The sequence below is a fragment of the Sporosarcina sp. GTC18466 genome (genome assembly GCF_055389225.1).
Genome location: NZ_AP044037.1, coordinates 32,238 through 45,262 on the forward strand (window position 1 = coordinate 32,238; position 13,025 = coordinate 45,262).

Sequence of the window (13,025 nt, forward strand, 5' to 3'; positions counted from 1 at the left end):
GTGAATGGGCTTCATGAATCTGATTAACAGCTGGACGGCTATTTTCCCTGTCGCCGTCCTTCTTTTTTACTTTTTCCGAAAGAAATATGAACCGCGTACTATCTCTTCCACTCTGTTCTGGGAGGAGTCGATGCGAGAGACGAAAGTATCCCCTTATTTGAAGCGGCTTCAGCGAAATGCGCTGTTCTATTTGCAGATGGCGGCCTTGCTCCTGCTCATGTTTGTCATGCTGGGGCCGTTTATCCGTGAGGATCGGCTTACAGAGCACGATCTTCTGTTTGTCGTGGACACATCAGCGACCATGCTTGCTGAAAGCGGCGGGGTTCCGCTGCTTGAGAGGCATAAAGAACACATGCTTTCACTATTTGAAGAAAGTAAAGGCAGCGCAGTGACAATCATTACGACAGGCAAGGAGCCGGTTCTGGCTTTACGAAAAGAAAACAATCCGGAAGCGATCAGACAGGCGATTCGTGATGTAGACGTTTCCTATGAGAAAAGCTGGATGGAACGTTCGCTCGAATTGGTGCGTTCCCTTCTCGGGAATGAACAGTCAGAAGTCCATATCTTCACGGATGGCCTGGACCGTTCCGCTTTTTCAGAAGGCGGAGAAAAAGCCGTGTATCAAGTACATAATGCCGACGCCGAATTCACGAATGTTTCCCTTGATAAGTTCGGGGCAATACGGACACCTCAAGGAACAGAAGCCATTTTGAAAATCATTAATGCATCCGATCGAGAAATGGCAGGGACAGCGTCTATCAAAAATCTCGCGGGCCATGTCCTTGCAGAAAAGACATTTACCATCAAAGGCAGCGAAGAGACCCTGCTTTCTTTCGATTCGTTGGAAGAATCGACAGGATTGACTGCATCTATTCAAGTGGAAGATGACTATGCGGCTGATAATAAAGAGGTAGTATTGCTTGGGAGTGAAACGTCCGAGGCAGTCATCGACAGCAGCCTGCATGATTTGATCCATAAAGCTTTCCTTGCGGTTGGCATGGATACCACTTCAGGCGGAGCAGAGGTATTGAAGGCTGCCGCCGATTCCTCTATTGTCGTGACGAATGACCCGTCCTTTTTGCAGACCGGAAAGAGACCAGTCATCTTGTTTGGCAGAAATGATGTAAAAGCGAAGCCTATTGAAGGAACGGTCTCAAGTTTACCAAATCCGCTGTTTACCTTTTTCTCGCTAGACGACATTTACATCAGCTCGCTGTATCCGCCGATTGAAGGAGCTGAAACCATTGCTTCTGCCGGAGATGCTCCATTTATACAACGGACGGAGAGAGGCGACATTATAATCCTTTTGGATCCGAGCATGACTGATTGGCCGTTGCATCCGTCTTTCCCCCTGTTCATGTGGAGTGCAGCTGAATCACTGCGCAGCGGATCGCAGATTGCAGGCGTTTTCACGCCGAACGAACGAAAAGCGATACTTGCCGGCAATGGTGAATTGGAACTTTTCACATTGAATGATGAATATACCGGGACTTTTGAAAGCGGCGCAGACTTTGTAGCACCTTCAGCACCGGGAGTCTATAAGGTGCGTTCAGGCAATGAAGAGATGCTGCTGGCTGTGCAGCTTGAAGCGGAAGAAAAAGAGCTGAAGCCGGGGGAATCATTCCGGATCGGAGCATCGGCCGGCATGAATGGGACCGAAACAGGCAGGAAACCGGTTGGCGCATGGTTTCTTCTTCCGGTACTGTTTCTTCTTTTGATCGAATGGGAGGTGCAACAGCGTCGTGGATTTGCGAATTGATCATCCAGTATGGCTTCTTCTATTCATTCCGGCTGCCATGTATATGGCCTATTCATGGTGGAAGACAAAAAGGAGACTGAAAGAACCGGAGACCATCCTGTTCCTTCTCCGATGCATAACCATTGCAGCTATCATCTTTTCCATGACGTCCCCTTATGTCAGGATGCATGAGAAGGAAGAACAGATCCTGTTTGTCGTCGATCGTTCCATATCTATTGAGGCAGCCGCCCAGCAGGCGGATCAGTGGATTACGGAAAGTTTAAAAAGTCGCAAAGCGGATCAATCGGTCGGCATCTATTCATTTGGCAAGGAATTCAGGACCGACGTGCAATTGACGGATTCAGAAGTATCCATGCCGCTGATCGAACCGATTCAGGAGAATGATGCAACGGATATAGGGAAAGCGGTGGATTTAGCTGCGGCGGTTGCAAAACCTGGCGTAGCGACACGGATTGTGCTTTTATCCGATGGGCAGGAGACAACCGGTTCTATCAAGCAGATCATCCCGAAATACAGCGGAAAGGACGGCCGTGTACAGATTGATACGGTCGCACTCGAACGCCCGAATATGAAAGATGCTTCCATCACTTTGTTCGAAACACCGAAAACTGCTTTCGAAGGCGAGCAGCAGCTCATTCGGCTGGAGGTTCATTCCACTACAGACACAAACGGGACGATTCTCATTTCGAGGAACGATGAGCAGTTTGTGAGTGAGCCTGTTGAACTCCGAGAGGGCAATAATTCTTTCTCCTTCAAAGCAAAAGCGGAAGGGGAGGGGCTGCTTAAGTATGAAGCGAAACTGCTTGTGCCGGATGATGGATTCCTTGAGAACAACCGCATGCTATCCGTCACCATGCTTGAACGGTCACCAAGAGTATTGGTCGTCGGTTCCGAAAAAAATGGTTCTGTCATACCGGACTTGCTGGACAGAAGTGCGATTGAAGTAGATACACTTACCGCCAGCCAGCTTCCTGGATCATTGTCCGGCTATCTCGGATACGGGGCGATCATTTTTGATAACGTTCCTGGTCATCTGGTCGGCGAAGAGAAAATGGGAGTCATCGAACAGGCAGTCAAAAATTTCGGCGTCGGCTTCATGATGGTCGGAGGTGAAGACAGTTTCGGGCTGGGAGGTTATTTCAAATCGCCGATTGAACGGATTCTGCCGGTAGAGATGGAAGTGAAAGGCAAAGAACAGCTGCCGTCACTTGGGCTTGTCATCTCCCTTGACCGGTCGGGAAGCATGATGGGATCAAAGATCGTGCTGGCACGCGAAGCCGCTGCCCGATCAGTCGATCTGCTCCGGGAAGAGGATACATTCGGTTTCACTGCATTTGACGATAAGTTGTGGGAGCTGATCCCTGTGGGACCGCTGGGCGATAAGAAGGATGTGATTGACCAGATCCTGTCCATCCCGGTCGGAGGAGGAACGGATATTTTCCCTTCCGTCGCAAAGGCATATGAGGATCTTGGGGATCTCAAGCTGCAACGCAAACATATCATTCTTATGACAGATGGCCAATCATCGATGCCGCCAGATTATGAAGAAGTGATTGAAGAGGGGAAGAAACAGAATGTAACGCTGTCTACCGTAGCTATCGGTTCGGATGCGGACTCCGCCTTGCTTGAGGAAATGGCTGAAACCGGAGGAGGACGTTTCTATAATGTCATTGACGAATCGACAGTGCCTGCCATCCTGACAAGGGAAACATCGATGCTGACACGCACCTATATCGAGGACGACCCATTTTACATGGCTTTGCGCAATGTGCCTGAATGGACATCGCTTTTCTCGGAAGGCGTGCCGGAGATGAATGCCTATATCGCGACGACACCGAAAAGTACTGCGACAATTGTTGCGGAAAGCCCTAAGGAAGATCCCATCATTGCTGAGTGGAGCTATGGGCTCGGCAAAACAATTGCATTCACCGGTGATTCTGCAGGTAAATGGTCAGGCGACCTTGCCAGGTGGGATGAGTATCCCGCTTTCTGGAATAGGGCGGTGACCGAGCTCCTTCCGGCTTACGAGGAAGTCCCATATGTGATCACACATGAGCGGGAAAGCTCCTACATCGTCGCGGACAGCTCGCGGAAATCGGCTTTCCTTGATATCGCTATTGTAGATGAGGAGGGGAAGGAAGTGCCATTCACTTCGGAACCCCTCGCTCCGGGCAAGACACGTGTCACGCTTGACGCAGATGCAGGTCTTGTATTTTTTGGCGTGACGGATGGAAAAGGGGGCCTGTTCGAGGCGGGGGTCTCGGTTCCTTACAGTGATGAGTACAAACCGGCCGAACCGGATACGAAGCTCCTTGCGGCGATTGCAGAAGATACAGGAGGCATCGCATTGCTGGACAATCCAGCTGAAGTATTCAGGCCGCACCCTTTCAAAAGCGGTGAACGATTGCCGGTAGGTGAATGGCTTGTACTTTTCGCAATGGTACTGTTCTTCCTCGACATCGCTTTGCGCCGATTCGGACTGCTGCGCATCAAACCGTCCGCAAAGAAAGACAAACCGGCCGCAACTGAGCAGGAACCATTGCAGCAGGATGCCATGTCGGAATTGTTAAAAGCAGCGAAGAAAAGAAGATGACATGATAAATGACAAAAACAAGGCTGGCCCCTTAGAGGGATCCAGCCTTGTTATTATGTCGTCCTTGTTTGATCAAGCAGCTCCTTGTTTCTCCTCGTCCAGTACATGGCGATGAAGAAACAGAGCAGCAAAATGAATGTGCCGAGGAAATATGGGAACGTGATATTTACATCAAAGACAGTCCCCGCCAGAGCAGGGCCTACCATATTGCCGAGACTCATATAGGCATTCATCATGCCTGCCGCATACCCTTGCTGGTCTCCTGCCAGTTTTGAAACGAGCGTATTGACGGCGGGGCGAAGCAGCGAAGTCGCAACAGAGAAGACAGCCGCAACGAGCAGGATGGTCATGAACGTGTTGACCAGCAAGATGGAAATCATGGAAACTGCCGCGATGACCAAATTGACAAGAATGACATTCATCTCGCCGAATCGCTTGAATAGCCGATTAATGACAAATGTCTGGATTATTACGCCAATGAATCCGCCGACCGTTATCAATATTGCAATCTGAACCGGTGTATAGCCGTATTTATGGTCAACATACAAAGAAATGGTCGACTGGTAATTGGCAAGGCCAAATGAGAAGACGAACATGACAAGTAAGATGACAAAATAAGGCATCTTGACAGACCTGATCAGCTGGCCGATGATATTCTCGCTTTTACCCTTATTTTCATCGATAGCCGTCACGGGGTTTGGCAAGATGAAGATGGAGAGGAGTGCAGCAAATATCGCAGCACCGCCGGCTGTAAAGAATGGGAACTCCAAACTGACTTTGGAGAGGAATCCGCCAATGCCCGGCCCGATCATAAAACCGAGCGACATGGATGCGCCAAGCAGTCCCATGCCTTTTCCGCGCTCTTCATATGTCGTGATGTCCGCGACAAAAGCCATCAGCGGAGGTACGATGAAAGCGGAACCGAAACCTGAGAAGAACCGGGCCACAAATAGCATCCAGACCTCTGTCGATAACCCGAATGCGATTTGTGCAGCTCCATTCAGGATCAGCCCAAAAATGATGATGCGCTTCCGCCCATGCTTGTCCGACAAGCTGCCGGCGAGCGGAGAAAAGATGAATTGAGCGAAAGAGAAGACAGCGATAAGAAAGCCTAGCACCAGGCCGGCTGCCCCAAATGTACCCAGATATTTTGGCATGATCGGGATGATGAGTCCGATACCTGACATTGCAATGAACATATTGAACATCAGGATGGCGAGGGCCGCTTTTGATTTTCCTGTCATGGATGACCTCCTGTGGCTGATCTATATCGTTTCTATAGGAATACCCCGTTCACTTGCCAGTCTATCATAGAAGGCGAAATCTTATGTAATAAAGAGACCGGCGCCCAGAAAGGGTGCCGGTCTTCTTATTTCATGTCCATCTTGAATTCCAGGAAAAGTTCATTGTAGACGCCGAGCATTTTTAATCCAAGGTTCTTATATACCTCCAGATGGCTTCGTGTTTCCTCATCGGGGTAAAATCGCTCATCTTGGACAACTTCCTCGTCCATCAGGCTAAGAGCCGTCAGATTCGGCGTCGAATAGCCGACATAATCGGCATTTCTCGCAGCAATCTCGGGATCAAGCATGAAGTTGATGAATTTATGGGCGCCTTCGATGTTTTTCGCCGTTTTAGGTATAACGATATTATCGAACCAGAGATTTGATCCTTCTTCTGGAATAATATAATCGATGGATTCATTTTCACTCATCATGTCGGCTGCTTGTCCAGACCAAGTGAGAGAGACGGCGGCTTCATTGTTCACCATAAGCTGGGTCACTTCATCGCCAATGACCGCTTTGACATTCGGGCTTAACTTCTTCAGCTTTGCTGTCGCTTCTTGCAGCTCATCGAAGTTCGTCGTATTCAACGAATAATGAAGGGAATTGAGCGCCATGCCGATCGTTTCCCGTGCGCTGTCTACGAGAATCACCCGCTGCTTCAGAGAGGGGTCCCATAGGTTATCCCAGCTTTCAAACGTCTGGCCTTCCAGCAAGTCTGGATTATAGGCAATGCCGACCGTCCCCCAGAAATACGGGATGGAATATCGGTTGCCAGGATCAAACGGCAGGTCCATGAAGTACGGATCGATATGCTTGATGTTCGGAATCTGGCTATAGTCGATCGGCAGAAGAAGATTCTTTTCTGCCATCATTTCCACCATATATTCAGATGGCATTGTAATATCGTAGGAAGTTCCGCCTTGTTCAATTTTCCCCATCATCGCTTCATTGGAATCAAACGTTTCGTATACGACTTTAATGCCTGTCCGCTTTTCAAATTCCTTCAATAGGCTTGAATCGATATACTGGCCCCAGTTGTAGATGGTCAGTATGTCCTTGCCTGTCTTTCCGCTGCTCTCATCAAGCTGATCAACCGCAAAGAAAAGGATTCCGGAAACGACCAGAATGAGCAGTGCTACCTGGACTAGTCCCTTCATTTTCTCACCCCCGTAATCGGTGTCTTCGTCCTGTTGCTGATTGCATAATAACCAACTACGAGCACCACCGTAACTACAAAGATGAGCCCTGATAAGGCATTGATCGTAAGACTGATGCCTGTTCTGGCCATCGAGTATATTTCAACAGACAAGGTGGAGAATCCATTGCCTGTCACAAAGAACGTAACGGCAAAATCATCGAGTGAATACGTCAGCGCAAGAAAGAATCCGGCAAAAATTCCCGGTCTGATGAAAGGGAGGATAACGCGTGTCATGATATCCCGCTTCGTCGCTCCGAGGTCAAGCGCTGCGTCAATCAATGAAGAGCTCATCTCCTGCAATTTCGGCAAGACCATGATGACTACAATTGGAATGCTGAATGCGATATGGGAGATCAGGACGGATGCGAACCCTAGTCTCACCCCGATCATCGTAAATAGGATGAGGAAAGAAGCGCCGATTATGACGTCCGGGCTGACAATCAGGATATTGTTCAGGGACAATACCGCGCCGCGCATCGCCCGGTTTCTCATGAAATGGATCGAAATGGCTCCTAGAACCCCGATCATCGTAGAGATAAGCGCTGAAAGAAGTGCGATGATGACCGTGTTTAAAACAATGATGATCAGCCGTTTATCCTCAAACACTTCTGCATAATGCTCCAGTGTAAAAGACTCGAAGTGCGACATGCCGCCTCCTGAGTTGAATGAGTAAAAGATCAGATAGAAGATCGGCGCGTAAAGGATGATGAAAACAAGGGCCAGGTACAGCTTCTGCAAATTATTTGTCTTTTCGATTTGAAACAGCCCCTTTCTCCGAACCGCCGGTCAATAGCATGATGGCGAACATGGCGACGATAAGAAACACTGCAATCGTCGAACCCATTCCCCAGTTCTGCGTCACGAGGAATTGCTGCTCGATCGCTGTTCCGAGCGTGATGACTTTGTTTCCTGCAATCAGTCTGGTGATCATAAAGAGCGACAGCGCTGGTATGAAAACGACTTGGACACCAGATTTCACGCCGCTTAGTGTCAGAGGCCAGATGACTCTCCGGAAAGTTGTCCAGGAGTTCGCACCGAGGTCTCTCGATGCATCGATCAGGGCAGGATTCAATTTATCAAGCGAATTGAAAATCGGCAAAATCATAAACGGGATGAAAATATATACTGATACGAATACGAAGCTGAAATCAGTGAAAAGGATCTGCTGCTTGCCGATACCGATCACTTCGAGAAAGGCATTGAGCGGTCCGTATAATCCCATTAGACCTATAAATGCGTATGTTTTCAGCAGCAGGTTGATCCATGACGGAATGATGATCAGCAGCAGCCAGAGCTGGCTATGCTTTGTCTTTGTCAGCAAATAGGCTGTTGGATACGAAATGAGCAGTGAGAACAAGGTGATCAGGAATGCATACCAGAAGGAGCTCACCGTCAGTTTCAAGTAGGTGGATGTAAAGAAATTCTTATAATTCCCGAGCGTAAAGTTTCCGGTGATGTCAAAGAACGAATAATAGAGGACAAGGACAATCGGCGCAACGACAAACAGGAGAATCCACAATATGTATGGGGACAGATAGAGCCACCCGGTACGTCTCTGCCTCATTGATCGGATGCTCCATATGCTTCAAGCCGTGCATCATAGTCTTCTTCACTTTCGTTCAAACGCATAACGTGGATGTCTTCCGGGTTGAAATCCAGGCCGATGGATGAGCCGACTTCCGCTCTTTTCGTCGAGTGGACAAGCCATTCATTGCCATCGGTATCATATGTCGAAAGTTCATAATGGACCCCGCGGAAAAGCTGGGTATCGACCCTCACGGCCAGTTTTCCTTTATCGACCGAAGTGATCTCGAGGTCTTCAGGACGAATGACGATATCAACCCTTTCGTTAGGAGTCAGCCCGGCGTCAGCACAGACAAAACGCTTTCCAGTGAATTCGACGAGGTAATCCTCGATCATCCGCCCGGACACTATATTCGATTCGCCGATGAAATCGGCGACAAACCGGTTGATCGGCTCATCATAAATATCAATCGGGCTTCCAGACTGCTGGATGGACCCTGCATTCATTACGAAAATCTCATCCGACATCGCTAATGCCTCTTCCTGATCGTGCGTGACAAAGACAAATGTCTTGCCGAGCCGCTGCTGAAGTTCACGCAGCTCGTACTGCATTTCTGAACGCAGTTTCAAGTCGAGGGCAGACAGCGGTTCGTCCAGCAAAATTACTTCGGGATCATTGACAATGGCTCTTGCAATTGCGACCCGCTGTCTCTGACCGCCTGACATCTCGGTGATTTCACGGTTCTCATACCCCTCCAAGTTGACGAATTTGAGCGCTTCCTTGACGCGTATGTCAATGTCCGCTTTTTTAACTTTTTTAATGCGCAGACCGAACGCAATGTTTTCATATACGTTTAAATGGGGGAATAAGGCGTAATCTTGGAATACCGTATTCACCTGACGTTCATTTGCAGGAACATCATTGATCTTTTTCCCGTTGAAGTAGATCGACCCCTCACTCGGTTCAATAAAACCGGCAATCAGCCGAAGGATCGTCGTCTTTCCACATCCCGATGGACCGAGCAATGTGTAAAATTTGCCGCGTTCCATTTCAAATGAGACTTCTTTTAAAACTACCGTATCTGCGCCATAACGTTTTGCCACATTCTCAAAACGAATAATCGGCTCTTCTATAGACATAGAGCAAACCTCCCTTTATAAATATGATTGTGTCGCTACCAGAAGCAGTTCGCTTGGTCCATCGTCAGCATTTAAAACCCGATGGCGGTCAAAAGCGTCATAATAGATAGAATCGCCTTTCTCGGCATAATATCTTCGTTTTCCAAGCTCAACCTCAATCTTGCCGGATAGTACATATATGAATGTTTCGGCGTGAGAAGGTTCGAATTGCTTAAACTCACCATTTTGTTTAAGTGTGATATATACAGGTTCCATCTCATTTTCATTGGAACGGGGAACGAGCCATCTGATGCTGTAATGGTGTTCATCATCTGTATATGTCGTCTGGTCAGAAGGGGAAAATACGATATCAGCCGCTTTTTTCGGTTCGTCAAAAAACTCTTTTGGCGTCGTTCCGAGCACTTCCAGAAGGGAGAAGAGGGTTTCTATCGAAGGTGAATTCAAATCGCGTTCCAGCTGCGAAATATACCCTTTTGTCAAATCCGTCCTTTCGCCAAGCTCTTCCTGGGTAAGTCCTTTTTTCAGGCGAAGCTTTTTGATTTTCCCGCCAATCCGCAAAGTGATCCCTCCCTCGAAGTTACGAACAGTGAGTTTATTTTTACTTAACTTCAAGTTTACTTTTAAGCCTACTTCATTATACAAAAAACCATTTGGAAATCAAGATAAAATCAAAAGAGCCGGATTCCCTAAATGAGGGATTTTCCGGCCAGTCACATGTATAGCTCTGATTTGCGATCCCGTCTTCTTCGCAACATCCATTTTAAAAAGAGCGAGACGACGAGGTAAGTGGAAAGACTGATGCCGCTTACTGCTGTAATCAGGGAAATCCACTCGAAGAAATTATAGGATGTGAATTTCCTCCAGCCCAGGGGATCGTCCCAATCCTCGATGACAAGGTTCATTCCATAGATTCCTGAAATGACTGTAAAGACAGTGAGGATGAATAGAAGCATATTGGACCTGCCCTGTGCGCTGTTCTCCTGATTTTTGTACAGCTCCCCGAGTGTCTGGTTGACTTCGGCGTATAATGCCTGGATATTGAATGCCCGGTAAAAGAGCTCTGAGAATTCCTTGCCTTCGGACCGGGTGCTGATTTCACGGTAATAATACCATGAAGAGAACAAGGTGATCAGTTTAATGAGTGACTTGACGAACTGCTCATCCTTCTTCCATTCGATTTCGGAGTACTCGAACGACACCCGTAATAGCATGATCCTGTAGAAGTAATGGAGCAGGAAGTTATAGTAATGGGTGCCCATATACTGGGTCAGCTCATTTGCCATTTCTTCCTCAGGCAAGGTCGTCACATTCACATAAGCATGATCGGTCACAACTGTGTATGTATCGGGAGCCCATCGATCATGCAGGGTCTCAGCCAGGGATTTTCGGATATATTGTGGATTGTGACTGGAAACAAAAACTTCTCCAGCCGCATTCCGACCATTCAGATGACCCATGCGAAAAAGCTGTTCTTCGGTTATGGCGCTTCCTTCTTCGGCAAACAAAAAAGCGGATGCATACATACGTTCATCATCAAAGTATGGCAGGGCGCCAAAGTAACCTTCAAGCTTCTCCTCTGTGATCATATAGGATTGCAGAAAAGGGCATATGAAGCCAATTAGAAAGTCATAGATGGATAATTCATCGCCGCTCTCTGCAATAATATGAGATCCTCTCGTCTCATCCAGCTTTTTATCAATTGAACGAAAATGCTGCATGAATTCTAGGATATCAGCAAGGTCCGCGCCTTTTTCCGCCGTTTCTATGCGGATAGTAATAAAGCCGATTCCGAACGGACCGAGAATAACGTCGATGCTTCTCGCAATGAACCTGCGCTTCTCATTTCGAATTGAGAATATGAACGGAGACCCAAGGCCAATCGAGAAACGATGGAAGCCTCGGTCATCAAGAGTCCTGGGGAAAAGTTTGTGTTCGATATATCGATAAAAGTATTGCTCCAGCTCTTTTCCCTGAACATGTACATTATCGCCGTAGATGCCTTTCCATCGTTCTGCTTCGTCCAGCTGGAAATAGTGATAGCCATGCTCTTTAAGTGTTGTGACGATGCTTGGTTTCTTGCGGGCGTCAAAACTGAAGGGAAGGAAAAAGGACATGAAAGACCGGTTGATATGAAGTTGTTGTGGTGATACGATGCGATCCATATAAGCCCTCCCATCCCAATAGTGCTCTCCTTTATTGTTCCCATCATCGTGAAGGGGCTAAACATCCGGCTTAGCCGAAAATCCGACATATTTCCAATAATAATTCTTACATTCGATACATTACAATTGAAAAGAGCCTAGTGTTTTGGTATCCTTGAGAAGCATTGTACAAGGGGGTTGACCCTTGGCAAAGAATTATTGGAGGGATTTAGAGATGGCTGAACGCATGGTTGGTAAACAAGCACCACGATTTACAATGGAAGCAGTACTTGCAGACAAATCTTTCGGGAAAGTAAGCCTGGAAGAAAACATGAAAAACGACAAATGGACAGTCCTATTTTTCTACCCAATGGATTTCACATTTGTTTGCCCGACTGAAATCACAGCGATGTCAGACCGCTATGACGAGTTTGAAGACCTTGACGCTGAAGTGATCGGCGTATCAACTGATACAATCCATACGCATCTTGCATGGATCAACACAGACCGCAAAGAGAATGGTCTTGGCGAATTGAAGTATCCGCTTGCTGCAGATACAAATCATGCCGTATCGAAAGAGTATGGCGTGTTGATCGAAGAAGAAGGAATCGCGCTTCGCGGCCTATTCATCATCAATCCAGAAGGCGAAATGCAGTACCAGACAGTATTCCATAACAATATTGGCCGTGACGTGGATGAGACACTGCGTGTGCTTCAAGCGCTACAAACAGGCGGTCTATGCCCTGCGAACTGGCGTCCAGGCCAAGAAACACTATAAGCGAATCAGCAATCCAGCAGAGGTCCCCACGCATATGATAGGCAGTGGGGATCTTTTCAAACCGAAGGAGATGTAATTATGAAATTACGCGAACAAATGCCTGAGTTGGCAGGAGCAACAGAATGGTTGAACGGCGAAGTGACGAAAGAGGAGCTTGTAGGAGAAAAACCGACATTGATCCATTTCTGGTCTGTCAGCTGCCACCTTTGCAAGGAAGCGATGCCGGATGTAAACAACTTCCGCGACCAATATAAAGACGAATTGAATGTGATTGCAGTGCACATGCCTCGCTCTGAAGATGATGTCGATCTTGAAAAGATCAAATCAGTGGCGGCTGAACACGACATTACACAGCCAATCTTTGTCGACAGCGAATTGAAGCTGAATGATGCATTTGAAAACCAATACGTTCCAGCTTATTACGTATTCGATAAAGATGGACAGCTCCGGCATTTCCAAGCTGGCGGCAGCGGTATGAAGATGCTTGAGAAGCGTGTGAACCGTGTCTTGGATGAAATGAAAAAACAATAAATAACGGCAGTCAAAATGCCCGGATAGCCATACTGTCGGCAATCCGGGCTTCTTTCTGCCTGCAAGACCGATTGA

11 protein-coding genes are annotated in these 13,025 nt (G+C 47.6%); 4 read left to right on the top strand and 7 right to left on the bottom strand.

Going from position 1 to position 13,025, the window contains the following annotated elements; all coding sequences use genetic code 11:
• Positions 1 to 4: 4 nt before the first annotated feature.
• Both ACZ5FK_RS00145 and ACZ5FK_RS00150 read left to right on the top strand, forming a co-directional pair.
• Positions 5 to 1,759 carry a vWA domain-containing protein gene (locus tag ACZ5FK_RS00145; protein ID WP_464805906.1) on the top strand — a complete coding sequence of 585 codons (1,755 nt, stop codon included), beginning with the start codon at positions 5 to 7 and terminating at the stop codon, positions 1,757 to 1,759.
• On the top strand, positions 1,743 to 4,352 hold the full coding sequence (locus tag ACZ5FK_RS00150; RefSeq protein ID WP_464805907.1) for a VWA domain-containing protein: 2,610 nt from the start codon (positions 1,743 to 1,745) through the stop codon (positions 4,350 to 4,352). The genes ACZ5FK_RS00145 and ACZ5FK_RS00150 overlap by 17 nt, the downstream gene beginning before the upstream one ends.
• Positions 4,353 to 4,405: 53 nt before the next feature.
• Here ACZ5FK_RS00150 and ACZ5FK_RS00155 read toward each other — a convergent pair whose 3' ends face one another.
• The 7 genes from ACZ5FK_RS00155 to ACZ5FK_RS00185 all read right to left on the bottom strand — a co-directional run bounded on the left by ACZ5FK_RS00155 (position 4,406) and on the right by ACZ5FK_RS00185 (position 11,662).
• Positions 4,406 to 5,596, bottom strand: coding sequence for an MFS transporter (locus ACZ5FK_RS00155; RefSeq protein ID WP_464805908.1), 1,191 nt, complete (start codon positions 5,594 to 5,596; stop codon positions 4,406 to 4,408).
• Positions 5,597 to 5,721: 125 nt separating this feature from the next.
• Positions 5,722 to 6,795 carry an ABC transporter substrate-binding protein gene (locus ACZ5FK_RS00160; protein ID WP_464805909.1) on the bottom strand — a complete coding sequence of 358 codons (1,074 nt, stop codon included), beginning with the start codon at positions 6,793 to 6,795 and terminating at the stop codon, positions 5,722 to 5,724.
• On the bottom strand, positions 6,792 to 7,574 hold the full coding sequence (locus ACZ5FK_RS00165; RefSeq protein WP_464805910.1) for an ABC transporter permease: 783 nt from the start codon (positions 7,572 to 7,574) through the stop codon (positions 6,792 to 6,794). Before ACZ5FK_RS00165 ends, ACZ5FK_RS00160 begins: the two co-directional genes overlap by 4 nt.
• 1 nt (position 7,575) lies before the next feature.
• The gene (locus tag ACZ5FK_RS00170) at positions 7,576 to 8,400 is read right to left on the bottom strand and encodes an ABC transporter permease (RefSeq protein ID WP_464805911.1); all 825 of its coding nucleotides are present in this window, start codon (positions 8,398 to 8,400) and stop codon (positions 7,576 to 7,578) included.
• Complete coding sequence (locus tag ACZ5FK_RS00175; RefSeq protein WP_464805912.1) at positions 8,397 to 9,500, bottom strand: ABC transporter ATP-binding protein; 1,104 nt, start codon at positions 9,498 to 9,500, stop codon at positions 8,397 to 8,399. The genes ACZ5FK_RS00170 and ACZ5FK_RS00175 overlap by 4 nt, the downstream gene beginning before the upstream one ends.
• A 15-nt stretch (positions 9,501 to 9,515) precedes the next feature.
• Positions 9,516 to 10,058 (bottom strand): helix-turn-helix domain-containing protein, encoded by a 543-nt coding sequence (locus tag ACZ5FK_RS00180; protein WP_464805913.1) that lies wholly within the window; start codon positions 10,056 to 10,058, stop codon positions 9,516 to 9,518.
• A 152-nt stretch (positions 10,059 to 10,210) separates the two neighbouring features.
• Positions 10,211 to 11,662, bottom strand: coding sequence for a hypothetical protein (locus tag ACZ5FK_RS00185; protein ID WP_464805914.1), 1,452 nt, complete (start codon positions 11,660 to 11,662; stop codon positions 10,211 to 10,213).
• A gap of 214 nt (positions 11,663 to 11,876) precedes the next feature.
• Between ACZ5FK_RS00185 and ahpA the strand changes: the two genes are divergently transcribed.
• Both ahpA and ACZ5FK_RS00195 read left to right on the top strand, forming a co-directional pair.
• Positions 11,877 to 12,419, top strand: a complete 543-nt coding sequence (gene ahpA / locus ACZ5FK_RS00190; protein ID WP_464805915.1) for a biofilm-specific peroxidase AhpA — start codon at positions 11,877 to 11,879, stop codon at positions 12,417 to 12,419.
• Between the two features lie 78 nt (positions 12,420 to 12,497).
• Entirely contained in the window at positions 12,498 to 12,950 is a 453-nt protein-coding gene (locus ACZ5FK_RS00195; RefSeq protein ID WP_464805916.1) for a redoxin domain-containing protein, read from the top strand.
• Positions 12,951 to 13,025 lie beyond the last annotated feature (75 nt).